The 25,930-nt window shown below is 36.6% G+C and carries 32 protein-coding genes and 1 other annotated feature; of the genes, 20 read left to right on the plus strand and 12 right to left on the minus strand.

Features of this window, described 5'->3' with window-relative positions; genetic code table 11:
• The first annotated feature begins 24 nt into the window (after positions 1-24).
• The gene (locus tag NLW78_RS01755) at positions 25-882 is read left to right on the plus strand and encodes a YitT family protein (protein ID WP_254494658.1); all 858 of its coding nucleotides are present in this window, start codon (positions 25-27) and stop codon (positions 880-882) included.
• A gap of 66 nt (positions 883-948) precedes the next feature.
• Positions 949-1,500, plus strand: a complete 552-nt coding sequence (locus tag NLW78_RS01760) for a BsuPI-related putative proteinase inhibitor (RefSeq protein WP_254494672.1) — start codon at positions 949-951, stop codon at positions 1,498-1,500.
• A 47-nt stretch (positions 1,501-1,547) separates the two neighbouring features.
• Here NLW78_RS01760 and NLW78_RS01765 read toward each other — a convergent pair whose 3' ends face one another.
• Both NLW78_RS01765 and NLW78_RS01770 read right to left on the minus strand, forming a co-directional pair.
• On the minus strand, positions 1,548-2,510 hold the full coding sequence (locus NLW78_RS01765) for an EamA family transporter (protein ID WP_254494675.1): 963 nt from the start codon (positions 2,508-2,510) through the stop codon (positions 1,548-1,550).
• 115 nt (positions 2,511-2,625) lie between these two features.
• Positions 2,626-2,889 (minus strand): NifU N-terminal domain-containing protein, encoded by a 264-nt coding sequence (locus NLW78_RS01770; RefSeq protein ID WP_254494678.1) that lies wholly within the window; start codon positions 2,887-2,889, stop codon positions 2,626-2,628.
• Positions 2,890-3,040: 151 nt separating this feature from the next.
• Here NLW78_RS01770 and NLW78_RS01775 point away from each other — a divergent pair, with 151 nt between their 5' ends.
• A complete protein-coding gene (locus tag NLW78_RS01775; protein ID WP_254494681.1) occupies positions 3,041-3,469 on the plus strand; it encodes a hypothetical protein in 429 nt (142 codons plus the stop codon).
• Here the strand turns inward: NLW78_RS01775 and dat are convergent.
• The 4 genes from dat to NLW78_RS01795 all read right to left on the minus strand — a co-directional run bounded on the left by dat (position 3,453) and on the right by NLW78_RS01795 (position 5,680).
• Positions 3,453-4,289 (minus strand): D-amino-acid transaminase, encoded by an 837-nt coding sequence (gene dat / locus NLW78_RS01780; protein WP_254494684.1) that lies wholly within the window; start codon positions 4,287-4,289, stop codon positions 3,453-3,455. The two genes, NLW78_RS01775 and dat, sit on opposite strands and share 17 nt — an antisense overlap.
• Positions 4,290-4,395: 106 nt before the next feature.
• The gene (locus NLW78_RS01785) at positions 4,396-4,596 is read right to left on the minus strand and encodes a DUF3813 domain-containing protein (protein ID WP_254494687.1); all 201 of its coding nucleotides are present in this window, start codon (positions 4,594-4,596) and stop codon (positions 4,396-4,398) included.
• 2 nt (positions 4,597-4,598) lie between these two features.
• Positions 4,599-4,748, minus strand: coding sequence for a hypothetical protein (locus NLW78_RS01790; protein WP_254494690.1), 150 nt, complete (start codon positions 4,746-4,748; stop codon positions 4,599-4,601).
• 119 nt (positions 4,749-4,867) lie between these two features.
• The gene (locus tag NLW78_RS01795) at positions 4,868-5,680 is read right to left on the minus strand and encodes a Cof-type HAD-IIB family hydrolase (RefSeq protein WP_254494692.1); all 813 of its coding nucleotides are present in this window, start codon (positions 5,678-5,680) and stop codon (positions 4,868-4,870) included.
• A 215-nt stretch (positions 5,681-5,895) separates the two neighbouring features.
• Here NLW78_RS01795 and NLW78_RS01800 point away from each other — a divergent pair, with 215 nt between their 5' ends.
• Positions 5,896-6,642, plus strand: a complete 747-nt coding sequence (locus tag NLW78_RS01800) for a prolyl oligopeptidase family serine peptidase (RefSeq protein WP_254494695.1) — start codon at positions 5,896-5,898, stop codon at positions 6,640-6,642.
• A 90-nt stretch (positions 6,643-6,732) separates the two neighbouring features.
• Positions 6,733-7,044, plus strand: coding sequence for a metal-sulfur cluster assembly factor (locus NLW78_RS01805; protein ID WP_254494698.1), 312 nt, complete (start codon positions 6,733-6,735; stop codon positions 7,042-7,044).
• 42 nt (positions 7,045-7,086) lie between these two features.
• Here the strand turns inward: NLW78_RS01805 and NLW78_RS01810 are convergent, their stop codons facing one another.
• The gene (locus tag NLW78_RS01810; protein ID WP_254494701.1) at positions 7,087-7,899 is read right to left on the minus strand and encodes an undecaprenyl-diphosphate phosphatase; all 813 of its coding nucleotides are present in this window, start codon (positions 7,897-7,899) and stop codon (positions 7,087-7,089) included.
• Between the two features lie 114 nt (positions 7,900-8,013).
• Here NLW78_RS01810 and NLW78_RS01815 point away from each other — a divergent pair, with 114 nt between their 5' ends.
• On the plus strand, positions 8,014-8,331 hold the full coding sequence (locus NLW78_RS01815; RefSeq protein WP_254494703.1) for a hypothetical protein: 318 nt from the start codon (positions 8,014-8,016) through the stop codon (positions 8,329-8,331).
• Positions 8,332-8,374: 43 nt separating this feature from the next.
• Here NLW78_RS01815 and NLW78_RS01820 read toward each other — a convergent pair whose 3' ends face one another.
• Positions 8,375-8,557, minus strand: a complete 183-nt coding sequence (locus tag NLW78_RS01820) for a DUF2929 family protein (protein ID WP_254494706.1) — start codon at positions 8,555-8,557, stop codon at positions 8,375-8,377.
• A 118-nt stretch (positions 8,558-8,675) separates the two neighbouring features.
• On the opposite strand from NLW78_RS01820, the gene NLW78_RS01825 reads away from it, so the two are divergent.
• From NLW78_RS01825 to fabF, 4 genes are all read left to right on the plus strand, one after another.
• A complete protein-coding gene (locus NLW78_RS01825) occupies positions 8,676-9,278 on the plus strand; it encodes a hypothetical protein (protein ID WP_254494708.1) in 603 nt (200 codons plus the stop codon).
• A 93-nt stretch (positions 9,279-9,371) separates the two neighbouring features.
• Positions 9,372-10,316 carry a BMP family ABC transporter substrate-binding protein gene (locus tag NLW78_RS01830; RefSeq protein ID WP_254494711.1) on the plus strand — a complete coding sequence of 315 codons (945 nt, stop codon included), beginning with the start codon at positions 9,372-9,374 and terminating at the stop codon, positions 10,314-10,316.
• A gap of 154 nt (positions 10,317-10,470) precedes the next feature.
• Positions 10,471-11,403 (plus strand): beta-ketoacyl-ACP synthase III, encoded by a 933-nt coding sequence (locus NLW78_RS01835; protein WP_254494715.1) that lies wholly within the window; start codon positions 10,471-10,473, stop codon positions 11,401-11,403.
• A gap of 16 nt (positions 11,404-11,419) precedes the next feature.
• A complete protein-coding gene (gene fabF, locus NLW78_RS01840) occupies positions 11,420-12,661 on the plus strand; it encodes a beta-ketoacyl-ACP synthase II (protein ID WP_254494725.1) in 1,242 nt (413 codons plus the stop codon).
• A 45-nt stretch (positions 12,662-12,706) separates the two neighbouring features.
• Here fabF and NLW78_RS01845 read toward each other — a convergent pair whose 3' ends face one another.
• On the minus strand, positions 12,707-13,669 hold the full coding sequence (locus NLW78_RS01845) for an LCP family protein (RefSeq protein ID WP_254494728.1): 963 nt from the start codon (positions 13,667-13,669) through the stop codon (positions 12,707-12,709).
• 155 nt (positions 13,670-13,824) lie between these two features.
• On the opposite strand from NLW78_RS01845, the gene NLW78_RS01850 reads away from it, so the two are divergent.
• Positions 13,825-14,028: a YuzI family membrane protein gene (locus NLW78_RS01850; protein ID WP_254494731.1), complete on the plus strand. Its 204-nt coding sequence runs from the start codon at positions 13,825-13,827 to the stop codon at positions 14,026-14,028.
• Between the two features lie 84 nt (positions 14,029-14,112).
• Positions 14,113-14,883, plus strand: a complete 771-nt coding sequence (locus NLW78_RS01855) for a YjbA family protein (RefSeq protein ID WP_254494734.1) — start codon at positions 14,113-14,115, stop codon at positions 14,881-14,883.
• Between the two features lie 41 nt (positions 14,884-14,924).
• On the opposite strand, the gene trpS is transcribed toward NLW78_RS01855, so the two are convergent.
• Positions 14,925-15,920, minus strand: a complete 996-nt coding sequence (gene trpS / locus NLW78_RS01860; RefSeq protein WP_254494754.1) for a tryptophan--tRNA ligase — start codon at positions 15,918-15,920, stop codon at positions 14,925-14,927.
• Between the two features lie 59 nt (positions 15,921-15,979).
• Positions 15,980-16,200: a binding site (T-box leader), on the minus strand.
• A gap of 61 nt (positions 16,201-16,261) precedes the next feature.
• Positions 16,262-16,630: a DUF3899 domain-containing protein gene (locus NLW78_RS01865; protein WP_437181940.1), complete on the minus strand. Its 369-nt coding sequence runs from the start codon at positions 16,628-16,630 to the stop codon at positions 16,262-16,264.
• Positions 16,631-16,973: 343 nt separating this feature from the next.
• On the opposite strand from NLW78_RS01865, the gene NLW78_RS01870 reads away from it, so the two are divergent.
• The 6 genes from NLW78_RS01870 (at position 16,974) to NLW78_RS01895 (ending at position 24,310) form a co-directional block, all read left to right on the plus strand.
• On the plus strand, positions 16,974-18,668 hold the full coding sequence (locus NLW78_RS01870; RefSeq protein ID WP_254494759.1) for a peptide ABC transporter substrate-binding protein: 1,695 nt from the start codon (positions 16,974-16,976) through the stop codon (positions 18,666-18,668).
• A gap of 161 nt (positions 18,669-18,829) precedes the next feature.
• On the plus strand, positions 18,830-19,759 hold the full coding sequence (opp3b, locus tag NLW78_RS01875; protein ID WP_254494761.1) for an oligopeptide ABC transporter permease: 930 nt from the start codon (positions 18,830-18,832) through the stop codon (positions 19,757-19,759).
• Positions 19,759-20,907: an oligopeptide ABC transporter permease gene (gene opp3C, locus NLW78_RS01880; RefSeq protein ID WP_254494764.1), complete on the plus strand. Its 1,149-nt coding sequence runs from the start codon at positions 19,759-19,761 to the stop codon at positions 20,905-20,907. Before opp3b ends, opp3C begins: the two co-directional genes overlap by 1 nt.
• Before the next feature lie 15 nt (positions 20,908-20,922).
• Positions 20,923-21,996 (plus strand): ABC transporter ATP-binding protein, encoded by a 1,074-nt coding sequence (locus tag NLW78_RS01885; protein ID WP_254494767.1) that lies wholly within the window; start codon positions 20,923-20,925, stop codon positions 21,994-21,996.
• Positions 21,993-22,928: an ABC transporter ATP-binding protein gene (locus tag NLW78_RS01890; RefSeq protein ID WP_254494771.1), complete on the plus strand. Its 936-nt coding sequence runs from the start codon at positions 21,993-21,995 to the stop codon at positions 22,926-22,928. Before NLW78_RS01885 ends, NLW78_RS01890 begins: the two co-directional genes overlap by 4 nt.
• 155 nt (positions 22,929-23,083) lie before the next feature.
• Positions 23,084-24,310, plus strand: coding sequence for a putative glycoside hydrolase (locus NLW78_RS01895; RefSeq protein ID WP_254494796.1), 1,227 nt, complete (start codon positions 23,084-23,086; stop codon positions 24,308-24,310).
• A gap of 36 nt (positions 24,311-24,346) precedes the next feature.
• Here the strand turns inward: NLW78_RS01895 and NLW78_RS01900 are convergent, their stop codons facing one another.
• On the minus strand, positions 24,347-24,526 hold the full coding sequence (locus NLW78_RS01900; protein ID WP_254494798.1) for a hypothetical protein: 180 nt from the start codon (positions 24,524-24,526) through the stop codon (positions 24,347-24,349).
• A 156-nt stretch (positions 24,527-24,682) separates the two neighbouring features.
• Here NLW78_RS01900 and NLW78_RS01905 point away from each other — a divergent pair, with 156 nt between their 5' ends.
• Together NLW78_RS01905 and spxA are read left to right on the plus strand one after the other, a co-directional pair.
• Positions 24,683-25,270 (plus strand): GNAT family N-acetyltransferase, encoded by a 588-nt coding sequence (locus tag NLW78_RS01905; protein ID WP_254494800.1) that lies wholly within the window; start codon positions 24,683-24,685, stop codon positions 25,268-25,270.
• A gap of 233 nt (positions 25,271-25,503) precedes the next feature.
• Positions 25,504-25,899, plus strand: coding sequence for a transcriptional regulator SpxA (gene spxA, locus NLW78_RS01910; RefSeq protein ID WP_254494802.1), 396 nt, complete (start codon positions 25,504-25,506; stop codon positions 25,897-25,899).
• Positions 25,900-25,930: the final 31 nt, after the last annotated feature.

A 25,930-nucleotide genomic window follows, 5' to 3' on the forward strand; every position in this document is an offset into this window, starting at 1 on the left:
GTATAGCATAAAAAGGAGGACACTATGTTTTTATTTGAAGCGAAACGCTTTGCGATTGTCATATTTGGTGCATTGTTGAATGCAGTTTCATTAAATTTATTTTTGATTGAGGCAAATGTTTATGCGAGTGGCTTTACAGGAATAGCCCAGCTTACTTCGAGTATATTTAAGGACTTTTTAAATATTGATTTATCTACTGGTATACTCCTATTTTTACTAAATATACCTGTTATTATATTAGGATGGAAAAAAGTCGGAAAAGGATTTACGATTTACAGTTTAATATCTGTAGCAGCTACAACTTTATTTTTGGAGACGATACCGCTGGTAAAGTTAGCGGACGATATTTTACTGAACGCAGTATTTGGTGGTGTGATTGCAGCAGTAGGTATAGGCTTAACGTTAAAATGGGGTGCCTCAACAGGTGGAATGGACATCGTGGCTATGGTGTTATCTCGCATGAAAGACCGACCAATCGGATTATATTTCCTTGTCATGAATGGATTTATCATTTTTATGGCAGGATGGTTATATGACCCAGAAAAAGCCTTGTATACGATGGTTACATTATATGTTCTTACACGAGTGATTGATGCACTCCATACACGTCATGAAAAATTAACAGCAATGATTATTACAACGAAAGCAGACGATTTAGTAACAGCTATACAATCGAATATGGTACGTGGGATAACAACAATTCCTGCGAAAGGTGCTTTTACAAAAGAAGAAAAGGATATGCTCATTATGGTCATTACAAGGTATGAGCTTTACGATTTAGAAAAAATTATTACTGAAGTAGATCCGAATGCCTTTACGAATATTGTACAAACGACTGGTATATTTGGTTTCTTTCGTAGAGAAGATGAAAAGATCGTGTAACGTTTGTTTTTGCAACTCGACTAACATACTAAGAAAAGACCAATAGCCAAAAAGGAAGTGAACGATTTGGTAAAGCGAATAATATTTCCTGTAGCGTTTAGCCTAGTTATGTTAGTTTCTTGTGGACAATCTTCTGGTTCAAATGCAGAAGATGAATTACAAGGAAGCAATGGAGGAGGAGATTCTATCGGGCAAAAGAAAGATGGCCAGCAAGTAGATATCACGTCATTGTTAGAGGAGTTAGAACTTACCGTTAATACAGAGAAAACTGCTGATAGTGTGACATTTCAACTTACGCTGACGAATTCAGGTAACCAAGATGTCGAACTAACCTTTAGTTCTGGGCAACAATACGAAATCGTTGTAGAAAATGAACAAGGGGCCGAAGTGTACAAATACTCTCACGGAAAAGCTTTCACTGAAGCGTTAATCAACAAACAAATTGGCGCCGGTGAATCAGAAACATGGGAGGAAACGTGGAACTTAAAGGACAATGAGGGGAATAAGGTAGAAGCAGGGAACTATACTGTGCTTGTAACTTTACTCCCTGCTCAACTAAATCAACAAGTCATTGAAGGTACCCCATTTGTTCAAAACGTCAATATTACATTACCTTAAGTTCTGAATGTAGAACATAACTCTAAAGGAAAGCCCCTTCAAATTGGTCATATTGACCTGACTTTGGAGGGGCTGTCTTTTTTATGATGGGTTGCACCTTTCTTGGAAGGAGGTTCCTCGATTACGGATAACATAAAGATCATACAAATAATACAAAAGGTTCCGATCCATTGGAACTTACCAAATGGTTCATGGAGCCAAAAAACGGTTGTCGCAACTGCTGATAATGGTTCTAAACTACCGAGTAAGCTTGTTTCTTTCGCTGATAGGCTTTGTAAACTTTCAATATAAAACCAGAAGGCAATCATTGTACCGAATACAATAACAAATATTAAATAAAGGAACTGTTCAATAGATACGGTTGTCACAGTCACCTGCCATGGAGGATGGATAATACTTAAGGCGACGCCACCAATAATCATGGCCCAGCCAACAATAACAAGAGAGTCGTATTGTTTTAATAAAGGTATTGCATATAACGTATAAAACGCCAATGCGACACCGGATAATACCCCCCAAATCATAGCCGGAATCGGGACAAATAAAGAAGAAAATGACCCATTAGTCAGTAAGAAAAAGCATCCAGTTACCGCAAGGGTTGCGCTAAAGAAATCTCTTTTTGTCAATATCGTTTGTTTTCGTATAAGTAAGTACACCATAATCATTACAGGGGCTAAATATTGTAATAACGTAGCGACGGCTGCATTTCCGTAATTAATGGATGCCATGTATGTGTATTGAACTGCAAGCATACCTATTATCCCGAAAATGATTAATTGGACAGCCACTTTTCTGTTTTTTAAGACAGCCGTGATTTGTGATCGATCCTTATAAACATATTGAACGGTTAATAGTAAAATTCCAGCTATTAATAATCTTGTTGTGACAAGCCAGTTAACGTTCACACCAAATTGTTGAAATAATTTTTGTGATACCGTACCACCTACACCCCAAAAAGTAGCCCCAACTATAACAAGCACAAGGCCAATCCCTTTAGAAGGTTTCACCATCTTCATCACCTAATTCATTTATCTATGTATAAACAAAAAAAGATAAGCCCAGAGTATATTCAAAACTCTGAGCTTCGTGTGGATGTTCATGTATGCCTTTCCTTTAAGCTATCATTTACAATCCGTGTTTTTCAAAAATTTCTTCTACTCTTGGGACTAATTCTTCCCACTGTGTATCAAACGTTTTATTTACCGTAATAAAATTTTTGTAACCGAAAACGTTATCTACGCCTTCCACATTCATGAGGTCATTCATAATGTCAAAGTCGCTTTGCTGACCAGGCATAACGGAAATGCTCCCGTCACCTTCAAAAATATCTTGGTCTGCAGTAAATTTCATTGCGTTTGGATTTGGAGTAGGTTCTGCTATTACACCCATTCGTATCCCTCCCTCATAATCTCTTATTATATTAGCATGAATGGAAAGTTTGAGAAAGACGGTAAATGGAAATGATAGATATGAAACTAGATATACACTCATAACCGTTCAAGACTAAGAATAACTATTAAATAGAAAGGAGAATGAAACAATGTCAAAAATCGAATCCCGACTCAGACGTAATGTTACTGCATTTCATGAACTCTTCTTGCATTATTTATCCCTATTTAAATCTTGGTTAGACGGGCCTGTTGTTCACGAATTTGTCAAACGTTACCCATACCATACTTATTGCTATTTAATTCTAACTCCGATCTTTATGATGATACCGATTTTCTCATTATTTGGTTCATTCCATTTAGTTACCTATCATTATCTAGCTAGTTTAGGCTTATTCGTTTTTGCAATATGTTTTGGATTCATTTTTATGGTTATCCCTTACATTTTCATACATGTTCTTTACCATGACCATGTAAAATGGCGGAAGTTAAAGTTTACCTTCTTCGGACTTTCCATATTTATTAGCATTTGTTGGATTATTGTATTTTATTCCCGTTTTTATCCTAACTTTTCGTTTTAAGGATAAATTGTTCTAATATTTGTTTGGTAATATCTCCAATGGCACCACCGTTAACTTGAATGTCATCAATTGATGTCACGGGTACCACCTCAAGAGTAGTTGACGATAGGAAAGCTTCATCTAACTGTTGTAAATCGTTAAGGGTTAGAATTTGTTCTTTAAACGGTATATGTAGTTCGGAGCAAATTTGTTTAATGGCAATCCTTGTAATTCCGTTTAAAATAAAGCGATTTGCTGGATGGGTAATGACAACTCCCTCTTTTACACCGAAAAAGTTTGAAGAAGATCCTTCTGTTATATGCTGTTCGCTACGGTAGAGGATGGACTCAAAATAACCGTGTTCTTTCGCTTGTTGTTTCGCCATAATGTTCCATAATAAATTTAAGCTCTTAATGTCACAACGTCCCCAGCGTAAGTCTTCGACTAATGTAGTATTTACACCATTCTCCTGAGCTTCAGTAGGCCTGCTTACTGGTATTGTATACGCAATTAGTTGAGGATGTACATCTTGAGGAAAAGGGTGACTTCGTGGTGCTACCCCTCTTGTGATTTGAAGATATATGCCACCATCTTTAACCCCGTTTTTGTTGATTAATTCATGTAACTGATTCTTCAACGCTTTTTTAGAAATGTCATATGGAATTTTAAGTTCAGTTAAGCTATATACTAGTCGATCTAAATGTTCAGATAACATAAATATGTTTCCATTATACAGACGAAAAACTTCGTAAACACCATCTCCAAACTGATGCCCCCGGTCTTCAATATCAATAGTTGCTTCATTACGCCTTATAAATTGGTCGTTTTTTAATACAAACATGTTAGCATCCCCCTGTGAATTGATTTAATATTTATCTTATTCTGAATTATTTTATATGTAAAGATAAAATTCATGCGACGCAAATTGCGCCGCATGAATTTAGGGGTTACTGTAAATGGTTTTCTATTTGTTGTTCAAGCTCTTGCAGCTCAGCCTGCTCTTCTGCAGAAGATTGTGCATAAGCAGAGTGAATCACGTTTTTTGCCACCTCTATCTCTTTTTGGTGGTCAGCTTGATTCATATTCTGCCCCATTTCCACAACACGATTTACTGCTTGTCTTGCTTGCTCCAACAAATTGTTTGCCATCGTTAAATTCCCCCTAGTGTATGCTGGTCAACTTCTTCATTCTTCCGCTCCGCGTCCGTAAACCGTTCCCGATATGGGAACCGTTTATCATGTTGTTTCACTGATTTGACACCTTCAGCAACAAATCGCTTTGATTTGCTTCGTTTGCTCAAGGCATATCCCCCCATTAAAAAAAGCCTGAACGCAAAAGCAGCGTTCAAGCATAGTTTAAACATAAACGCGAAGTTCATGAAAAGGAATTATTGGCTTTTTAATCGTTATTTGGAAATACTTATAGCTTTAAGTAATCCTCAAGAAACGATGCAACACCGTCTTCTTCATTACTTCTCGTAATGTAATTCGCACGTTGTTTTAATTCATTAATTCCATTTTCCATTGCCACACCAACTCCAGCGTATTCAATCATTTCAAAATCATTATCTTCATCACCAAAAGCAATAATTTGCTCTTTCGGGATATCATAATAATGAGCAATTTTTTGGAGTCCTACCGCTTTATTTATACCGGCACGAACAATTTCGATGATGTTCCATGGAACACCCCAATTTCGGTGTTCAATCATCTCGGCATGTTTTTCATCTAAACTTGCCCGAATTAATGGTACTTGATTTTCATGGGGATAAATCAAGATAGTAGTGGGATCTTCCTGTAAGTGATTCTCAAGGCTTCCGACTTTAATAGGATGTTTGCCGTCCCCTAGATGGAATAATTCCATGATCTCATGGTCCAACTGATCTAAATAAACATCATCTTGAATTTCTGCCATAATATTTTTTACGCCTAACTCGTAACATGTATGAATAATTTCTTTCGCTGTACGAATCGACATTGGGGAGTGAACAATATCCCATTTGGGCTCATAAGGATGATGTACAACAGCACCATTCACATTTACCATAGGGGTATCCAACTGTAATTCTTTATAATATTGAATGCTTGCTCTATGTGGTCTCCCAGTAGAAATGACAACAATATGGCCTTTCTTTACTGCTTCGGATAACACTTGCTTTGATTTTTGTGAAATGGTTTTTTCATCCGTTAAAAGTGTGCCATCTAAATCTAATGCAATTAAATGTTTTTTCATTTATTTCACCTCTGTTGGTATATAGTTTAAATGTTGGAATTATATACGTAAAGTAAAGCATAATTTCGTGGATGATTATATTTTATTCATATAGAGATTTTCCATTTAAAAAGAATGAAAAAATGGTATTACATAAAGGATTCTGATAAATTTGTAATATTAGACAAATAACAACGAAAGAAGGATTATAGCAAATGGTAATTGTGGAGAATATTATGATACAAAGTATCCCAACCTTAGTGGTAACTGAACAAGAACGAGCGGACAAACCACTGCCCCTAATTATTTACTATCACGGATTTACAAGTGCAAAAGAGCATAACCTGCCTTTTGCATATCTAATGGCACAGAAAGGATACCGTGTTCTTTTACCTGACAGCATTCACCATGGTGAAAGAGATAATGGTATTTCGACTGAAGAAATACAATATGAGTTTTGGAATATTATCTTTCAAAACATTCAAGAAATATCCATTATAAAAACAGAAGCAGAGAAAAACAATTGGATTAAAGATAATCGAATAGGGTTAGCCGGTACGAGTATGGGAGGAATCACAACAAGTGCAGCCTTAGGTCAATATGACTGGATTAAAACGGCAGCTGTATTAATGGGTTCACCGAAGTTAACAGATATGGCAACATTTTTATTGGATGACATAAAGAAAAAACTTGGTTCATCCTTACCGATTACAGATGATGAGATTGAGAAAATGTATGCAATGATTGGGAAAATTGATTTGGCGAACCATACAGATAAACTTAACAATCGTCCAATTTTGTTTTGGCACGGGGATGAAGATCCAGTAGTTCCATTTGACCAAGCTTATTCTTTTTATGAGGAAGTAAAAGAAACATATACTACTGAGGAAAATATTCGTTTTATTCGGGATATAGGAAGAGGACACAAAGTGAGTAGAGATGCGATTTTACAAACAGTACACTGGTTTGAGGAACGATTGTAAAGTATAATGGATGGTGAATCAAATTTTAAATACTTATTGGTTTTGTATATAATGAGTATATAATTGAAGTAAAGGGGGATTAACAAAGCTATGGATAAAGCACTTGAAGAGAATTTGATGGGTGCCTTAGAAAATGTTATTGACCCAGAACTAGGGATTGATATTGTAAACCTTGGTTTAGTTTATGGTGTAGATATTGATGATGAAGGTACTGCTACCGTTACAATGACATTAACAGCAATGGGTTGCCCACTGGCAGGACACATTGAACAAGATGTTCGACGCGTTTTATCTGATATTCCAGAAGTAAAAGATATAAACGTAAATATCGTTTGGAATCCACCTTGGACGAAGGATCGTATGTCACGTTATGCAAAGATTGCTTTAGGTATTCCAGATTAAAACCAAAAAAGGATTCGTTCTTTGAACGAATCCTTTTTTATCTTATAGAAAGAGAAATGCTAGTATACCTACGATAAAGCAGTACCAGGCAAAATATTTTAAATTTCCTCGTGCCATAATCCCCATAAACCATTTTAAAGCATAATAAGAAGCAATAACTGCTGCAATAAGTGCTATTAATAATGGTATGAACATAGTATCAAAATTTGGGTTTTGTACAATATCGGAAACTGAGAACACCATCGTTCCTACACTTACAGGTATATATAAGAGAAATGAAAAACGCAGGGCGGTTTCTTGTTTCATACCTAGAAGCATTGCCGCTACAATGGTTGCTCCCGAACGGCTAATACCAGGCATAAGGGCTGCTGCTTGGGCTAGTCCAACAATAATAGCATCTTTATACGTTAAATCTCCATCTTGCTTATTTCCACGTATATTTCGAATAATCCACAGGGCTACCCCCGTAATAAAGAGTGTAATTCCTACCATCTTCACTGAACTAAACGTCTCACTAATCCAATCTTCAAATAAAAGTCCAAATATAGCTGCAGGCAGTGTTGCAATAACGAGCAAAAGAACAAAGAAGAAATCTTTCTTTCCTTTTTCATTCCTAGTAAATAGGAATGTAAAGCTATTGATTGCCATTCTAATAATATCTTGGCGATAAATGATTAGGACTGCGATTAAAGACCCGAAATTAACGAATCCTTCAAAAGTGATGCCAAGCTCATCTAAGTTAAAGAAATTACGAACAAACAATAAATGTCCACTAGAAGAGATTGGAATCGGTTCAGTAAATCCTTGAAACAGGCCCAGTAAAAAGTATTTAATAATTATCCATAATTCATTCATAAACATCCAACCTCCATAACCTCCTGAAAATTTGTTACTGAAAATTCTCCAACTGAAAGACACGGGATAAACAACTATTGAATAAAGTAATCATATGAAGGAGGATTGAGACATATGTATCCAACACATTCAAAGCAAGAGTTATTATCTATGTGTAAATCACATATCAACAAATATGTGCTGCTTGAAACAGCGGATGGTGGAAAATTTGACGGAATTATCATAGACGTAGACACAGAAAATGTTACTTTGGCAGTTCCGATTGGTTCAGAACATATGCAATTCGGTAGTCAAAACGTCATGATGGACCGTCAATGGGGATATCCGTATCCTTACTGGAACCCTCATAACGGGTATCCAGGCGGTAGGTTCCAAAGGTTAGTTATTCCACTTGCTGCTCTTACGGCCCTAACTCTTTTACCATGGTTTTAAATAGAAAATTCCTCCTTCCTCAAAAGTGGAAGGAGGAAACTACTTACGATACGTCGGTTTCTTCTTTTAGAACACCGTCACCTAAGACGATTGAGCATACTGTAAATGCAATGGCCAATAATACTACACCAGTACCACTAAACTCGATACCGCTCATGCTACTTACTACATATACAACCATTCCGCTTAATAGAAAACTCCAAAGCAATGTAACTAAATATCGCATGGTTTCACCTCATTTAATTGTGCATTCTGTTAATTATTTTACCAAAGGGTTATGAAAAAATAAATAATAACTATCTTACTTACATATTTTTTATTGTAGTTTGTGTGGGGGGAAGCGCATGAAAGTTGCTATTTATAACTGTTTTCATTGGATCGGGTACCATGTGACAGAAAAATGCCTTGCGGAAGGGTGGGATGTGACGGGTATACATCCGCACCCTAATCCAAGAGAAGAATTTTTAATGGATATGATTGGTCGAAACGCACAGTTTCAATATAAAGCAGAGGTAGATAACGTACAGCGTGAAAGAATGAATTATTTCATTTCAATAGGAACACCACCTCATTCTTTTTTAGGAGAGGATAAGGATCATGTCATTCAAATTATGGATGAACTTGTAGATGATGGAGAAAATGAAAAGGGATATATGAAGTTAGCAGTTCCTACCTTAGTGGGTCCATGGATGCCATTAGACACGTTAGAAAAGAGAAAGAACGAGAATGCTGTTGTCGATATCAATGATTTCGTCAATTGGCTTTTCACATGTATACATGAAAATACGATATTGCGTTCCCCTGTCCGTATCATAGGCGAGGCTTCCGAACGAGCATTAAGTTTAAAAGAGGGAAACGTTATTATGTATAGAACTAAAACGAATGAAGAAATTTTCCGTTACATTGAACAGCATAAAGAAAAATTTCCGTTTTATTATGAACTTTAGCATTTTTCGTTTAATTGTTCATGTAAAACCGGTAAAATAGTACTAGGGACAATAGGAGAATGAGATGAGATCTACTGATTGGAGTGCAACTACGTGTACAAAAGATGGTTACACATGTTATTTATAGTATTCATTTTGACAAGCTGTTCAAATGTAGAAGAGAAAACAAAAAATGTTGGTTTATTAATAGAAGGGTCAATTGAGGATCAAACTTGGGGAGAAAAAGGGCATAATGGCCTGATGTTAATAAAGGAAGAGCTAGGAGCCAATGTATATTACCAAGAAGGAGTTAAATCACAAATTGAAGTGAATCGGGCTGTAGCTGAATTTGCTGACAATGATGTAAAGTTAATATTTGGACATAGTAGTAATTTCGGAAGATTTTTTCAAGAAATAAGTGATGACTACCCGGATATACAATTCGTATATTTTAATGGAAACACCTTTAGCTCTAATGTGATGAGTATTAATTTCAATGCACATGCGATGGGGTTCTTTGCTGGTATGGTCGCTGCATCGATGACGAATACCAATCACGTCGGGGTAATAGCAGCATATGAATGGCAACCCGAAGTAGAAGGTTTTTACGAAGGAGCAAAGTATGTAAATCCTGATATTAAAGTAGATATTGAATATGTAAACAGTTGGGATGATAGGGAAACTGCATTGGATATTTTTCATGAAATGGAAGAAGAACATGTTGATGTATTTTATCCTGCTGGAGATGGCTATAATGTACCAGTTATTAATGAAATTAAAAAAAATGGCCTTTACGCTATTGGGTTTATATCCGATCAAATACATCTAGGAGAATCTACAATACTAACGAGTACAGTACAACACGTCGATCGTCTATATGTCGTTGTAGCTGAAAGATTTTTTAACGATCAATTAACAAGCGGAATTTTATTTTTTGATTTTGCCGATGGAGTTATCACAATGGGTGAGTTTAGTGAAGAAGTTCCTTGGAAGATAGAAAATAAAATTAAGAAAGTCGTTCAGCGGTATATAGATACTGGAAATTTGCCAAATGAATAAATAAGCCTTTGGTCGTATTATTGGTTCTACCTAATCTATCCTTTATCTAAACGAATCGTTTAACTTGAAATAAGTAAATTCTTTTATTAAAATTAATACCAGGTCATAATAATTGATTATATATTTTATTTTACCATTAAGGGGATGAACATAAATGAACGCAGGAATTATTGGTGTTGGCCATTATGTTCCGGAAAAAGTTTTGACGAATGCGGACTTAGAAAAAATAGTAGATACAAATGATGAATGGATACGAACTAGAACGGGGATTGAAGAAAGAAGAATTGCAAGTGATGACATCGATACATCACATATGGCATATTTTTCGGCCGTTCGTGCGTTGGAAGACGCAGAAGTCAATGGAGAAGATTTAGATTTAATTTTAGTGGCAACAGTTACCCCGGATTATCCCTTTCCTTCTGTTGCATGTCAACTTCAAGAAAGACTTGGGGCTAAAAAGGCAGCGGCAATGGATATAAGTGCTGCATGTTCAGGCTTCATGTATGGGTTAGCAACAGCTAAACAGTTTATTGAATCAGGTGTATACAAGAATGTGTTAGTTGTTGGCGTAGAGAAGTTATCTAAAATTGTTGATTGGGAAGATCGTAATACTTGTGTTTTATTTGGAGATGGTGCCGGCGCAACTGTCCTCGGTCAAGTGGAGGATGGAAAAGGAATACTATCCTTTGAACTAGGTGCTGATGGTACAGGCTCCAAGCATCTATACCAAGATGAGTATATCATTATGAATGGAAGAGAAGTATTTAAATTTGCAGTTCGACAAATGGGAGAGTCAGCGGTTAATGTAGTCGAAAAGATTGGTCTTAATAAAGAAGATGTGGATTATTTAATTCCACACCAAGCCAACATTCGTATTATGGAGGCTGCCAGGGAAAGACTTGGTATTGAGGAAGAAAAAATGGCGGTGAATGTCAATAAATACGGCAATACATCTGCAGCTTCTATCCCAATTGCTTTATCTGAAGATGTAAAAAACGGTAAGATTAAGGAAGATGACCTTGTGGTTTTAGTCGGCTTTGGTGGCGGACTAACATGGGGAGCAGTTGCAATTCGTTGGGGAAAGTAAGGAAGGAGGAAATAAAATGGAGAAACGACGTGTAGTAATTACAGGAATGGGTGCAATTACACCCGTAGGAAATGATGTAGAAACAATGTGGGATAATTTAGTAGCAGGTAATTCAGGGATCGATTTTACGACGAGAGTGAATCGTGATGACTTTCCAGCAAAAGTTGCTGCAGAGGTAAAGGACTTTGAACCATCAGATTATATGGATAAACGTGAAGCGAGAAAGATGGATTTATTCACACAATACGCAGTCGCGGCTTCAACAGTAGCTGTGAAAGATGCTAACCTTGAGATTACAGAGGATATTGCTCCGCGAGTAGGTGTATGGATTGGATCTGGAATTGGTGGTATGGCTACATATGAAGAGCAATCACAAAAGTTCTTCAGTAAAGGTTATCGCCGTGTAAGTCCTTTCTTTGTTCCAATGATGATTCCAGACATGGCAGCAGGACAAGTCTCTATTACATTAGGTGCAAAAGGAATTAATTCTTGTAGTGTAACGGCTTGTGCTTCTGGTGCAAACTCCATTGGAGACGCTTTTAAAGTAATCCAACGTGGAGATGCTGACTTTATGATCACTGGTGGAACGGAAGCACCTATTACAAATATGGCATTCGCAGGATTCTCTTCAGCCCGTGCATTATCTTTTAATGAGGATCCATCCAAAGCGAGCCGTCCGTTCGATAAGGATCGTGACGGATTTGTTATGGGTGAAGGAGCAGGTATTTTAGTACTAGAAACGTTAGAGTCTGCACAAAAACGTGGTGCAAAGATTTATGCTGAGATTGTAGGATATGGTTCGACAGGGGATGCGTATCACATTACTGCACCAGCTCCTGGAGGAGAAGGGGCTTCTCGTGCGATGAAGCAAGCGCTCGAGGATGCAGGCCTTGAACCAACCTCTGTACAATATGTAAATGCTCACGGTACTAGTACAGAATTAAATGATAAGTTTGAAACAATGGCAATTAAAGATGTGTTCAATGAACATGCATATAACCTAAATGTAAGTTCGACGAAATCAATGACTGGACACCTCCTTGGTGCTGCTGGTGCAGTAGAGTCCATTATATCTGTGAAATCGATTCAATCAGGTGTTATCCCACCAACCATCAATTATGAAACAGAAGACCCTGATTGTGACTTATATTATGTACCGAATAAGGCGAAGGAAGAAAATGTTGAAGCAGTTATGAGTAATTCACTAGGTTTCGGTGGACATAATGTAAGCTTAATATTTAAAAAGTTTGAGCAATAAGAAAAAAGCGACTAATCCCAAGGGTTGGTCGCTTTTTTTGTATTCTCACTCATCCTCATTCAAAAACTGTTGTAATGCTTTACGATTTTCTTCTTCATTAATAGCTAATACTGCACCAGCATGTTCGTAAGTTTCATCCCAAAAAGTACCATCAATAGGGATTCTTAATGATTCAATATCACCTACAGGGTTAAGGACGAATTCTTTTCCAATTGATAATATCTTCGTTGTTTTCATATTTGTATCTACATATGGTTGGATTGTGCCAACAACCCGGGGGAGTTTCATGACACCAGCTATAGATAGAAATTCGTCTTTTAAAGCACCTATCACCTGTTGTTGTCGGCGAACTCGGCCGAAATCATTTTCGTGGTCTTGTCGGAATCGAGCATAATCTAATAACTCTTTACCATTTAACCTTTGCAATCCCGGAAACAATTCTACATCAAGGTTTTCACTCATATACTTTTCTACATCTATTTCAATACCTTTAGGAGCTATCGTATCTACAACTTGTATAAACCCTTGGAAGTCTACAATCGCGTAGTATTCAACATTAATATCAAAATTTGCTTTTAGTGTTTGTCTAAGTAATTCAGGTCCTCCGTGAAAGAATGCAGAGTTAATTTTGTTGTATCCATAGCCCGGAATATATACATATGTGTCACGCATAATAGAAACAATCTTGGCCGTTTCTTGCTCGGTATCATATTGGCCAATCATAATTGTGTCTGTTCTTGCTTTCTCTTCATCTCTACTATCAACACCAAGAATTAAGACGTTTGTTTTCCCAGTTATATCAGTTTCCCCTTGAAATTCATCTTCATATTCCTCGCTCTGTTTTTGCTGCTCCTCAGATTTATGATCAGATGCTGAACTCTTACCGGCATAGTACTCATAAAGAGAGTAGGATATAGTGCCGATTACGAACAGGCAGAAGAATAGAATGGTAAAATTGCGTCTTTGTTTTCTTCTACGTCTTTTACGTAGTAAACGTCTTTGGGTCATATGTTCCCCTCTCTTTCATATTCCTACCATGTATAAGTTAACGGTTTTTCTCTATGAAGTAAAGAAATTTTTAATTATATACAATACAACGTATATCAGTCTCTATTAAATCATACGATGGTAATATATTGGACATGCCCGGAGGAGAAAAAGCTATGTGGTATATATTTTGGTTTTTAATAGGATTCGGTTTTGCGACAGCCGGTGGTGTCACATTAATTGCTTATTTAAATCTTATACCGATAGGTTTTACCTGGTTCGAATACTTTCTTTTTGTCAAGGGTAGACCTGAATGTTATCTATTCCCCTTAGGTATTTTAATTATAACGATGACAGTTTTTCAATATCCTATTGATTAAGACAACCTTTGGTTTATAAGAATAAAAATTCCACATTTGGCCATAATGTACATAGAAAGAAGATTTATAAAGCGAGGGTTTCGGATGATGTATCTTCATGATGTATGGGTGAATTGGTTTGAAGGAGAAGAAAATGGATATAATGTATGCCACTTTCACGAATGGAGAAAAGAGGACGGAATTGAACTCCTGGATCAAGTGCCATTACTTTATGTAACGGAAGTTTTGTTTCATTATATTGAGAACGATTTACAAGAGCTGCCGAAGTCTTTATTAGAAAATGTTTATCAAAGAGCTTACCTGCGTCGCAATCAAGAGAGAGTACCAATTGATTACGCTTTTGTTGCAACGGACGGAATATCAATCATAGCAGTTGATACGATGGGCTATTCTGTACCAATACGAAAAAGCCGTTTAATACCACGACAAGAGAGGTTAGTATATGACATGATCAATAAGTTAGAACCAACCTCTTTTTCCTTTACTCCACCACAAAAGGAGTATCATCCACTTTCCCTTCCACCAGAGCAAATGGTTGGGTTAACTCGGAAGGAACGGCAATTAAAACAAATTTTAATGATGATAATTGATCAATTAAAACAAACCGCACATGTAGCAGAATTACGTTACTGGTTAACAGAATGGGCACCGGGAAACTATGAAAAAATTCAACAAATGGAGTTTGAGGAAGTGTGGCAGAAATTATACGATGGGTTTAAGGATGGTTGGAGTAGTGATCATGAAGAAATTTGTCGTAAAATGGTAAGAGGACAACCGTTTTTTGAAAAGTTATGGGAACTAGAGCAAGGTCACATTAGCTCTTCAAATCCTTCGTCAAATCAAGCATATAATTAAAAGCCGTAAGACGATTGTACTGTCTTACGGCCCTTTTTTGTTTACTTACGTTTTTTTACCCGCCCAAGACCCATTGCTTTTTTCGCTTTTCGAATCATTTTCATTGCTTGAAAGTTAGCTTGTTCAGCACCATGATCCAATACCTCATCAAGCTCATTGGAATTAATCAATTCATAATAACGTTCTTGGATAGGCGAGAGTCCTTCAATTACAACGTTCGCCAAATCCTCTTTAAATGCACCGTACCCTTTACCTTCGTATTTTGCTTCAATACTTTCGATTGTTTCATCACTAAAACTCGTATAAATTGTAATCAAGTTAGAAATCCCAGGTCGATTTTCAGGGTCGTATTTGATCGTACCTACTGAATCTGTAACAGCACTTTTAATCTTTTTCTCTACTGTTTTCTCATCATCTAAAATAAAGATTGATGCTTTGTTGTTTTCGTCTGATTTACTCATTTTCTTTGTCGGGTTTTGTAATGACATAATTCTTGCGCCGACTTTCGGCATTCTAACTTCCGGAATCGTGAATATATCATTATATTTGCGGTTAAATCGTTCAGCTAAATCCCTCGTTAATTCTAAGTGCTGTTTTTGATCGTTTCCTACCGGGACAATATCTGTGTTGTACAATAAGATATCTGCTGCCATGAGAGGAGGGTATGTTAATAGTCCGGCGGAAACCGCTTCTTTCCCTTTAGATTTATCTTTAAATTGTGTCATTCTTTCTAGCTCACCTATATAGGCAACACATTGTAACATCCAACCTAGTTGTGTATGCGCTGAAACTTCTGATTGGATAAATAGTACAGACTTCTCTGGATTAATGCCAGATGCCAAGTATAAAGCTGCTAATGATCGAATGTTTTCTCTGAGCTTAAGTCGGTCTTGAGGAACTGTAATTGCATGTTCATCCACAATACAGAAATAACATTGGTAATCATCCTGCAATTCTACAAATTGTTTCATAGCACCGATATAATTACCGATTGTTAGTGTACCTGACGGCTGTATACCCGAAAAAATTGTTTTCATGTATTCCACCTCTTTTATAAAATTTTAACGAATTAAAAAAAGGTTCACTCATCCCATAAAACAGGGACGAATAAACCGCGTTGCCACCCTAATTATCTTTATCAGCGATAAAGATCACTTAGTGCCTCAAAAATGAAGCTCCCGATAACGTAGGGATTACGGTGTTTGATACACAACTCCAAAGCCCCAATTCCAACATAATCTTGTTGTCTGATTCCACCACCACAGACTCTCTATAAAACAGAGGATTTGTTGTACTAAACTTTTTCTTCGTTTGTCGTATATGTTTGTGTACAAATTATAGAAAAAAACAAGATAATGTGCAACTTTTCTTCACAAGTTTATTGATAGTACAAATAAAGTAATGCAAGTAGTATGAAGAGCAAACTTACCCCCTGAAATAGAAATAACGTTAATACATTCTTATTTATAATTTCTGACGGTAATGGTCTGTCGTCTATATCCTCTAAGTAATCCTTCGATTTTGAAAGGGTTTTTCCAACTCTTTGGAAGCTTAAGGTAATCGCATCAAAAAACTTACCATAAATGACATACATGATAAACCCGATAAATAAGTAAAAGGATGTTACATAAAACAAAACGTTAATGTAATGTTCCAATTGAAATCCAGGTGATGTGAACCATGCAATGACTATGACAGTTCCAATATTCACAAGTAACAGCAGCCATTTATTTTTTATTCCATTCAACTCATTCATCCTCCATTTCGAAATCTTATGTATTATATCATAAATGTAGGTAAGTCTAGAGCATTGAAAGGGATAACTTATAGTAGAAAAGGAGGGATATCAGACATGGGAGAAGTTACTTTACACGAAAATTGCAAATGTTATATATCGTGTAAAGATGGTTAAGATAAATAGGTCCTTTTGACTATTTTTTGTCATTGAAACGTAATAAAATTAAGTGTTTCGTGCTTTTTACCAAAAAAAAGTAATGCAAATTAGACTAAAAACTTGTATAATCTAACTCGTAGATATATTTGTCTGCGAAAAATTCAGAAAATTACATTTTATGGGGAGGTCATTTTTAATGAGAAAGACTAAGTGGTCACTGCTACTAGTTCTTATGCTGACTGTTGGATTAGTATTAGCAGCATGTTCTGGTGGCGGAAATGATGATGCTGAAGATGATGTTGAAGATTCACAAGAAGACGAACCAAAAGTACTTAATCTTTTAGATGGTGCTGAGATTCCTACTATGGACTCTTCACTAGCATCTGATGCAATTGCTTTCCAATGGTTAAACGAAACTATGGAAGGTCTTTATCGACTAGGTCCTGACAACTTACCAGTTGATGGTGTTGCAATTAAGGACGAAACTGAAATAAGTGAAGATGGAACTGTTTGGACTTTCCACTTGCGTGATAACGCAGTATGGTCAAACGGTGACCCTGTAACTGCAAATGACTTCGTATTTGCATGGAGACGTGCAATTGATCCTGAAACAGGTTCTGAGTACGGTCCATTCATGATGAACGGAATCATTAAAAATGCTACAGAAGTTAACGAAGGTGAACTTCCATTAGAAGACTTAGGTGTAGAAGCTCTTGATGACTATACACTTCAAGTTACTCTTGAAAAAGCTGTTCCTTATTTCGAATCTCTTATGACGTTCGGAACGTTCCTTCCATTAAATGAGGACTTCGTTACTGAGCAAGGAGATCAATATGCTCTTGAAGCAGAAAACCTATTATTCAACGGTCCATTCGTAATGACTGAGTGGAAGCACGAAGAAGGTTGGACGCTTGAAAAGAACGAAGATTACTGGGATGCAGACACAGTTCAATTAGACGGAATTAACATTAAAGTAGTAAAAGAAAGATCAACTGCTGTTAACCTATATGAAAATGGTGACATCGACCGTGTAGGTCTTGCTTCTGAAGATGTCGAAAGATACAGAACTCATGACGATTACCGTGAAGTTCCAGAAGCGGTTCTATTCTACCTGAAAATGAACCAGGCGTTCACTGACGGTGATGGAAACGAAACAGAAGATACCCCACTTGCGAACAAAGACGTTCGTCTTGCAATTGCTAAAGCTGTTAATAAGCAAGATCTTGTTGATGTAATTTTAGCAAACGGTTCTAAAGTTTCTAATGCAGCTGTTCCTGAAGGATTCAGTGCACATCCTGAAACAGGTGAAGATTTCCGGAGCATTAACGGAGACCTTTTAACTCACAATGTTGAAGAAGCGCAAGCACACTGGGCAGATGCACTAGCTGCTCTAGGGACAGACACTGTTGAATTAGAACTTCTAGGTGGAGACAGTGATACTGCAAAAGAAATGCAAGAATACATTAAAAACCAGCTTGAAACAAATCTTGAAGGTTTAACTGTAAACCTTACAAACGTTCCATTTAAAGAGCGTCTAGATCGTGACACTAACAGAGATTACGAGCTTCAATTCTCTGGATGGGGTCCTGACTATCTAGATCCTAACACTTGGTTAGAAATGTGGACTACTGGAAACGGCTACAACAAAATGGGCTTTTCAAACGAAGAGTTTGATACTCTAGTTGAACAAGCAAACAATGAGTTGCTTGGCTCTCCAGTTGAGCGCTTTGAAGCATTCCTTGAGGCTGAAAAAGTTCTTATGGAAGATGCTGCAATTGCACCACTTTACCAGCGTTCAAGTGCACAATTACAACGTCCATATGTTAAGGGTGTAGCAATCCACCCAATGGGAGCGGACTACTCTTATAAGTGGGCTTATATTGAAGAATAAATGTTAAAGATAATCTCATACGAGATTAAGGGCTCTAATAGAGAGTATATCGCCAACTGGCGTATACTCTCTTTTTCCCTGTTAAAAGGTATGTTGAAATAATTTGAAAATTAGAGATTAATAGACAAGATAGGAAAAAATTTGTGAATAGGAGGGATACAATGACAAAGTATATTATTCAGCGCCTCGTATACCTATTGATTACAATGTGGTTAATTGCTACGTTTTCTTTCTTCCTTATGAAAACGTTGCCCGGTACGCCCTTAACTATGGAAGACAAGTTGTCTGAAAGTCAAAAAGAAATTATATTAGAAAAGTATGGCCTTAATGATCCTGTACCAGTTCAGTATGCAAAATATTTAGGAGGACTAGTACAAGGGGATTTAGGTATCTCTTTCCAATATGATAATCGTAGTGTTGTGTCCATTATGGAAGATCGAGTCCCTGTTTCTGCACAATTAGGGTTACAGTCTTTAATAATAGGTACAATTTTAGGTATGCTATTAGGTTTAATTGCTGCTATTTATCCTAATTCACCTATCGATTACTCCTCTACTATTTTTGCAGTACTCGGTATATCCATACCTTCGTTTATCTTTGCAGGCCTATTACAATACTACTTTGCTGTAAAATTAGATTGGTTCCCAGTTGCTTTTTGGGGAGAGTTTAAGCATACGGTATTACCAACAATTTCTTTAGCTATTTTCCCTCTAGCGATAGCTGCAAGGTTTATGAGAACAGAAATGCTTGAAGTTATGGGGTCTGATTATATTGTTACTGCCCGTGCAAAAGGGATTAGTAATGCAACAGTTGTATTTAAACACGGTTTACGTAATGCGTTAATTCCGTTAATCACCGTACTAGGTCCAATGGCAGTTGGTTTAATGACAGGGTCCCTAGTTATTGAAAATATTTTTGCAATACCTGGAATTGGAGAGCAATTCGTTAAGTCAATTATGATTAATGATTTCCCAGTCATTATGGGAACGACATTAATGTTTTCTTTCTTTTTTATATTAATTATTTTAGTGGTCGATATTTTATATGGTGTAATTGATCCACGTATTCGTTTAGCGGGAGGTAAGGACTAATGGATAAAGAAAAATTAGACAAAGATTTGTTTGTTCCCGCCGACAAAAAGGAAAATGAAAGTGAGAAAATTCATAAGCCAAGTTTAACGTATTGGCAAGATGCCTTTATTCGCCTTCGTAAAAACAAAGGTGCACTTTTAGGAATTTTCGTATTGTTATTTATTACAGTAATGGCTATCGTAGGGCCTTATTTAAATGAACACGGCCTGGATGATCAAAATTTAAGCCATTCCAAATTACCACCACGTGTTGCGATGGTTGAAGATGTTCGTTGGTTGGGCCTTGACGGTACAAAACGAGACACCATTCGCGATGCTACGTTAGAAGAAGCCAAAGCAAAAGGATTGAAACGATTCAGTCAAGAAGATGAGACGTATATAGACTTTAAAGTAAAAAGTGAAGGTAACGGGGAAGAAGATTCAGCTGTTGTAGTCGTGTATTACGACATTTATGCTGATAAAGAGCTTCACGATACGTACTACTGGTTTGGTACGGATACACTTGGTCGTGATTTATTTACGAGAGTTTGGCTAGGAACACGTGTATCTTTATATATCGCCTTTTTAGCAGCGATAATTGATATGGTCTTTGGTGTTGCTTATGGAGGTATATCTGCATATTATGGCGGCCGTGTCGATAATGCTATGCAACGTGTTATTGAAATATTAGTTGGGATACCAAACTTAGTTCTCGTTATTTTAATGATTATTGTATTGGACCCTGGAATATTGGCCATTACCCTCGCTATTGCCTTAACCGGTTGGATAGGAATGGCAAGGATAGTCCGAGGACAAGTGTTAAAACTGAAGAGCCAAGAATTTGTCTTAGCCGCAAGAACATTAGGTGCTTCAGATAAACGTGTCATTTCAAAACATTTAATACCAAACACATTAAGTATGATCATAATTAATACGATGTTTACGATGCCTGGCGCTATCTTCTTTGAAGCTTTCTTAAGCTTTATTGGTTTAGGGTTGCAGCCACCACTTGCATCACTAGGTACGTTAATTAACGATGGGTTTAAAGCTATGCAAACAAACCCATATCTAATGATCTTCCCTACAATTATTATATCTGCTATTATGATCGCATTTAACATTGTCGCAGACGGTCTTCGGGATGCACTAGATCCGAAGTCACGCGATTAGGAGGTAGGTGAAAATATGAAAAAATTATTAGAAGTGAAAGACTTACACGTTTCCTTCGATACTTACGGTGGAGAAGTTAAAGCTGTAAGAGGTGTGAGTTTTGATTTACACAAAGGAGAAACGCTTGCAATTGTTGGTGAATCAGGTTCAGGGAAATCTGTAACAACAAAAGCTTTAATGCGTCTTATTCCTAACCCTCCTGGACGAATTAAAGATGGTCAAATTCTCTTTGAAGGAAAAGATTTGGCAAAATTAAAAGAAAAAGAAATGCAACGTGTTCGTGGTAAAGATATGTCTATGATCTTCCAAGACCCAATGACATCCTTAAATCCAACGATGAAAATTGGTACACAAATTATGGAAGGTTTAATAAAACACCAAAAAATGAGTCGTACCGAAGCTAAAGAGCGTGCGATTGAACTACTCGAACTTGTTGGAATTCCTGAGCCTGCATTGAGAATAAATCAATATCCTCACCAATTTTCTGGTGGAATGAGACAACGTGTTGTAGTAGCGATAGCACTTGCGTGTAATCCGAAGGTATTAATTGCGGATGAGCCAACCACTGCGCTTGATGTAACAATTCAAGCACAGATATTAGAATTGATGAAAGATATTCAAAAGAAAACAGAATCATCTATTATTTTCATTACCCATGATTTAGGTGTAGTTGCGAACGTTGCAGACCGTGTAGCTGTAATGTATGCAGGAAAAATAGTAGAGATTGGAACTGTTGATGAAATATTTTATAATCCGAAGCATCCTTATACGTGGGGATTATTAGGATCTATGCCAACTCTTGATAATCAAGAAGATAAGTTGGTTGCAATCCCAGGAACTCCTCCTGACTTAACAAATCCTCCTAAAGGTGATGCCTTTGCAGCTCGAAATCCTTATGCTCTGAAAATCGATGAAGAGATGGAGCCACCGATGTTTAAAGTATCAGACACCCATTATGCTGCTACGTGGTTATTACATGAAAATGCACCGAAGGTAGAACCACCGGAAGCTGTAAAACATCGGATGAAAGGATTTGCGAAAACAGGAACTACACCTGATCTTACTGTAGAGAAAGGTGATGAATCATGAGTCAGGAAAAATTGCTCGAAGTTAAAAACTTAAAACAGCATTTTAAAACTGGACGGAAAAATGTTATTAAGGCAGTAGACGGCATTACATTTGATATTTACAAAGGGGAAACATTTGGATTAGTTGGTGAATCTGGATGTGGAAAGTCCACAACAGGACGTACGATCATTCGTTTATATGACGCTACAGATGGTGAGGTTAAATTTAAAGGTAAAGATGTCCATGGGAAAAAATCTAAATCTGAATTAAAGGAATTTAACCAAAATATGCAAATGATCTTCCAGGACCCTTATGCATCTTTAAACCCTCGTATGACGGTTGAAGATATAATTGCTGAAGGTCTCGATATTCATGGTTTATCTCCGTCAAAAGAAGATCGTAAAAAACGAGTCCACCAACTGTTGGAGACAGTTGGGTTGAATAAAGAACACGCGAGCCGTTATCCCCATGAATTTAGTGGAGGACAACGTCAAAGAATCGGAATCGCCCGAGCATTAGCTGTAGATCCGGAGTTTATCATTGCTGATGAACCAATCTCTGCATTAGACGTGTCGATTCAAGCCCAAGTAGTTAACTTATTAAAGGAACTACAAGAGGAACACGGTCTTACGTATTTATTTATCGCCCATGACTTATCAATGGTTAAGTATATTAGTGATCGGATTGGGGTTATGTACTTCGGTAAAATGGTTGAATTAGCTTCCAGTGACGAATTATATAAAAACCCAGTTCATCCTTATACAAAATCGTTACTTTCTGCTATTCCGTTACCAGACCCTGACTATGAAAGAAATCGTAAGCGTGTTGCATACGATCCTTCTATTCATGATACAAGTGAGGAACCGGAATGGAGAGAGATCCGTCCAGAGCATTATGTGCTATGTACTTCTAAGGAATTTGCCCAATATAAAAGAGAATTAGAAAATAATTAGAGAATAAACCTCATCATGCAGGAATGTATTGATGAGGTTTATTTTTAATAAATGCATAAAATGAATCAAATTAAGAAATTTTAATAAAAGCCAACAAAAAATGATACTTATTTAATATAATAGAGATATAAAACAAATAGGGGAGACTGATCAAAGTGCAGAAAAGACATCAAAGATATTGGGCGTTTATCATTGTATGTATTGTTTTTTCCACTGTAATTCTACATAGCAATACTGCTATTGCAAACGAAGATGAAAACTTGACAGTTCATTTACACAAAACATCTAAGCTGGCCTTGGAAAAGCGACAACTGCCAACTCCAATCCCTCGCTTTGTTTATGACACTGGACTGAAATTTGACTATCCCGAGTACGTAAGAGGAATATATGTAACAGGACCATCAGCGGGAATTAACCGCTTTAACGATTTAATTAACTTTGTAAAGGAAACAGACTTGAATTCGATGGTAATCGACGTGAAAGAGGATTATGGTAATTTAACTTTTAAACCTGATGAAGACTCACCATATTATGAGTTTGCACAAGGTTATATTAGGGATCCTAGAGCAATGTTAGAGCGTTTAGAGGAGGAAGGTATCTACCCAATTGCACGTGTTGTTGTCTTTAAAGATTCCTTGCTTGCTGAAAGTCGTCCCGAATGGTCATTTGTAAAAGATGGTAAAGTATGGAAGAATAATCGTGATGAGGCGTTTGTTAATCCGTTTATTAAAGATGTTTGGGACTACAATGTAGAGATTGCAATAATGGCGGCAAAGTTAGGATTTAAGGATATTCAATTTGACTATGTACGCTTCCCTGAAGGTTTTGAACGGAGAGATGAAGAACTGCAATATTCCCAAGGTGATTATGCAGATGCTGATTTGGATAATGTACAAAAACGGGTTCAAGCAGTAACCGACTTTGTTGCCTATGCAAAGGATAAATTAGAACCGTATGGCGTCGACGTTTCTGTAGATATATTTGGATATTCTGCAACGATTCCAGAGGCACCTGGAATAGGGCAGAACTTCACCAAAATATCGGAAAATGTAGATGTCATTTCTTCAATGATTTATCCAAGCCATTGGACACCGTATTTCGGAATTTCCTTTCCTGATAAGGAACCATATCGACTCATTACTGAGTATGCGAAAGTTGAAAATGAGCGCCTTGGTGAGTTAGAAAACCCACCAACGTCAAGACCTTGGATTCAAGATTTCTCAGCGCCTTGGTTATACTATAACGAACCTGTAAAAAGATATGGCAAAGAGGAAGTAGAAGCTCAAATTAAAGCGTTAAATGAAAATGGAATTTATGAGTTTTTACTTTGGAACCCAAATAATAAATATACGAAAAATGTAGACTATACACCTTTAGATTAAAACAAAACGATCCGGCTAAATGACCGGATCGTTTTGTTATTTGCCTCCTACCGACTTCCAATTGTCTTGAATGCTTTTGGAACGGGACGAAAATTGGTGACGTTCTTTCCGACCAATCAAATGCTCTCCGATACCTTGCAAGATGATGGGTAAAAAAGCAGTTAAAATGATAACAACAGTACCAAAAACTGCTAGTTGTAAGAAAAATTGCGCCATATCAAACGCCTCCTCACCATTCTTTTTTCATTGTATGCCATGTTTATCCATATTTGAAGTGTTTTCATAGAAAAAGTTTTATTTATGAAATCGGTTTAACATCATGTAATGAATTCGTTATAATAAAATGGTAAAAACCAATGAAGGAGTAGATCAATGAATTGGTACGAGAAATTAAATCAGTATTTTCCAGTAGAAGAAATGAAATCAAGAGAGCATATGGAAATGCTTTTAAAAGAAAAAGGAGACGTATATCATAAAGATGAAGGACCACATCACGTCCTAATGTATGCTGAATTTAATACATTTATTTTTATTGATTATGTATGGGTATCAACAGAAGCAAGGGGTCAAGGTATTGGCCATAAACTCTTAGAAAAGCTAAAGGCAAAAGGAAAACCTATAATCTTAGAGGTTGAACCGGTGGATTACGAGGATAGCGACACGGAGAAACGACTAGTTTTTTATAAGCGTGAAGGCTTTGAACATGCACAATCAATTGGCTATACAAGAAGGTCTTTGGCGACCAATAAATTAAATGAGATGGAAATATTGTATTGGTCACCAGAACATGAGACAGAAGAAGATATATATGAGAAAATGAAGAAAATGTATGAAGACATTCATACCTATAAGGATAAAGAACTATACGGAAAATCCTATCAACCAGTTGATGAAGTATTAACATTAGATGAGGACCGTGACAATGATATTTTAGATAACATTGAAAAACCTGAAAAGTAGAACAAGCCAGGCGAGAATGTCTGGCTTTTTAGGTTTGAACATTACATAATACGGGTATATCTTCATAGTATGAGAAATTTTGAACAAATTAGTAAGATTTCAAAATAATATCTACCGTTAATTCGTAAAATGTAGTATAATTATATCAAACCTTAATTAAAGTTATTTTAATGTAAAAGGTGTTTAAATGTATAATATTAGGCTACAATATTCCTTTTAAAGGAGTGAAAAACATGGTTACTTTATTTACATCACCGAGCTGTACGTCTTGTCGTAAAGCACGAGCGTGGTTGGAAGACCATGATATAACATTTAACGAACGTAACATATTCTCAGAGCCATTAACAGCTGACGAAATAAAAGAAATTTTGAGAATGACTGAAGACGGAACTGATGAAATTATATCTACACGTTCTAAAGTCTTTCAAAAATTAAATGTTAATCTCGAGCAAATGCCTCTTAAAGATTTAATTCAACTCATACAGGAAAACCCTGGGCTTTTGCGTCGACCTATTATAGTAGACGATAAAAGACTACAAGTTGGGTATAACGAAGATGAAATCCGTCGTTTCTTGCCAAGAAAAGTACGGTCATTTCATTTACAAGAAGCACAACGTCTTGTAAATTAAAAGACTCCGCATATTTTGCGGAGTCTTTTAA

It is taken from the genome of Salirhabdus salicampi (assembly GCF_024259515.1).
Lineage (GTDB): Bacteria > Bacillota > Bacilli > Bacillales > Alkalibacillaceae > Salirhabdus_A > Salirhabdus_A salicampi.

Excerpts from the sequence above, each read along its gene's own strand:
- NLW78_RS01805 (WP_254494698.1), top strand. The coding sequence starts at position 6,733 with ATGGATAAAGCACTTGAAGAGAATTTGATGGGTGCCTTAGAAAATGTT.
- NLW78_RS01815 (WP_254494703.1), top strand. The coding sequence starts at position 8,014 with ATGTATCCAACACATTCAAAGCAAGAGTTATTATCTATGTGTAAATCA.
- opp3C (WP_254494764.1), top strand. The coding sequence starts at position 19,759 with ATGGATAAAGAAAAATTAGACAAAGATTTGTTTGTTCCCGCCGACAAA.
- NLW78_RS01905 (WP_254494800.1), top strand. The coding sequence starts at position 24,683 with ATGAATTGGTACGAGAAATTAAATCAGTATTTTCCAGTAGAAGAAATG.
- opp3b (WP_254494761.1), top strand. The coding sequence starts at position 18,830 with ATGACAAAGTATATTATTCAGCGCCTCGTATACCTATTGATTACAATG.
- NLW78_RS01775 (WP_254494681.1), top strand. The coding sequence starts at position 3,041 with ATGTCAAAAATCGAATCCCGACTCAGACGTAATGTTACTGCATTTCAT.
- NLW78_RS01850 (WP_254494731.1), top strand. The coding sequence starts at position 13,825 with ATGTGGTATATATTTTGGTTTTTAATAGGATTCGGTTTTGCGACAGCC.
- NLW78_RS01885 (WP_254494767.1), top strand. The coding sequence starts at position 20,923 with ATGAAAAAATTATTAGAAGTGAAAGACTTACACGTTTCCTTCGATACT.
- spxA (WP_254494802.1), top strand. The coding sequence starts at position 25,504 with ATGGTTACTTTATTTACATCACCGAGCTGTACGTCTTGTCGTAAAGCA.
- NLW78_RS01810 (WP_254494701.1), bottom strand. The coding sequence starts at position 7,899 with ATGAATGAATTATGGATAATTATTAAATACTTTTTACTGGGCCTGTTT.
- NLW78_RS01795 (WP_254494692.1), bottom strand. The coding sequence starts at position 5,680 with ATGAAAAAACATTTAATTGCATTAGATTTAGATGGCACACTTTTAACG.
- NLW78_RS01890 (WP_254494771.1), top strand. The coding sequence starts at position 21,993 with ATGAGTCAGGAAAAATTGCTCGAAGTTAAAAACTTAAAACAGCATTTT.
- NLW78_RS01870 (WP_254494759.1), top strand. The coding sequence starts at position 16,974 with ATGAGAAAGACTAAGTGGTCACTGCTACTAGTTCTTATGCTGACTGTT.
- NLW78_RS01800 (WP_254494695.1), top strand. The coding sequence starts at position 5,896 with ATGATACAAAGTATCCCAACCTTAGTGGTAACTGAACAAGAACGAGCG.
- trpS (WP_254494754.1), bottom strand. The coding sequence starts at position 15,920 with ATGAAAACAATTTTTTCGGGTATACAGCCGTCAGGTACACTAACAATC.
- dat (WP_254494684.1), bottom strand. The coding sequence starts at position 4,289 with ATGTTTGTATTAAAAAACGACCAATTTATAAGGCGTAATGAAGCAACT.
- NLW78_RS01785 (WP_254494687.1), bottom strand. The coding sequence starts at position 4,596 with ATGGCAAACAATTTGTTGGAGCAAGCAAGACAAGCAGTAAATCGTGTT.
- NLW78_RS01825 (WP_254494708.1), top strand. The coding sequence starts at position 8,676 with ATGAAAGTTGCTATTTATAACTGTTTTCATTGGATCGGGTACCATGTG.
- NLW78_RS01900 (WP_254494798.1), bottom strand. The coding sequence starts at position 24,526 with ATGGCGCAATTTTTCTTACAACTAGCAGTTTTTGGTACTGTTGTTATC.
- NLW78_RS01845 (WP_254494728.1), bottom strand. The coding sequence starts at position 13,669 with ATGACCCAAAGACGTTTACTACGTAAAAGACGTAGAAGAAAACAAAGA.
- fabF (WP_254494725.1), top strand. The coding sequence starts at position 11,420 with ATGGAGAAACGACGTGTAGTAATTACAGGAATGGGTGCAATTACACCC.
- NLW78_RS01770 (WP_254494678.1), bottom strand. The coding sequence starts at position 2,889 with ATGGGTGTAATAGCAGAACCTACTCCAAATCCAAACGCAATGAAATTT.
- NLW78_RS01765 (WP_254494675.1), bottom strand. The coding sequence starts at position 2,510 with ATGGTGAAACCTTCTAAAGGGATTGGCCTTGTGCTTGTTATAGTTGGG.
- NLW78_RS01855 (WP_254494734.1), top strand. The coding sequence starts at position 14,113 with ATGATGTATCTTCATGATGTATGGGTGAATTGGTTTGAAGGAGAAGAA.
- NLW78_RS01755 (WP_254494658.1), top strand. The coding sequence starts at position 25 with ATGTTTTTATTTGAAGCGAAACGCTTTGCGATTGTCATATTTGGTGCA.
- NLW78_RS01835 (WP_254494715.1), top strand. The coding sequence starts at position 10,471 with ATGAACGCAGGAATTATTGGTGTTGGCCATTATGTTCCGGAAAAAGTT.
- NLW78_RS01820 (WP_254494706.1), bottom strand. The coding sequence starts at position 8,557 with ATGCGATATTTAGTTACATTGCTTTGGAGTTTTCTATTAAGCGGAATG.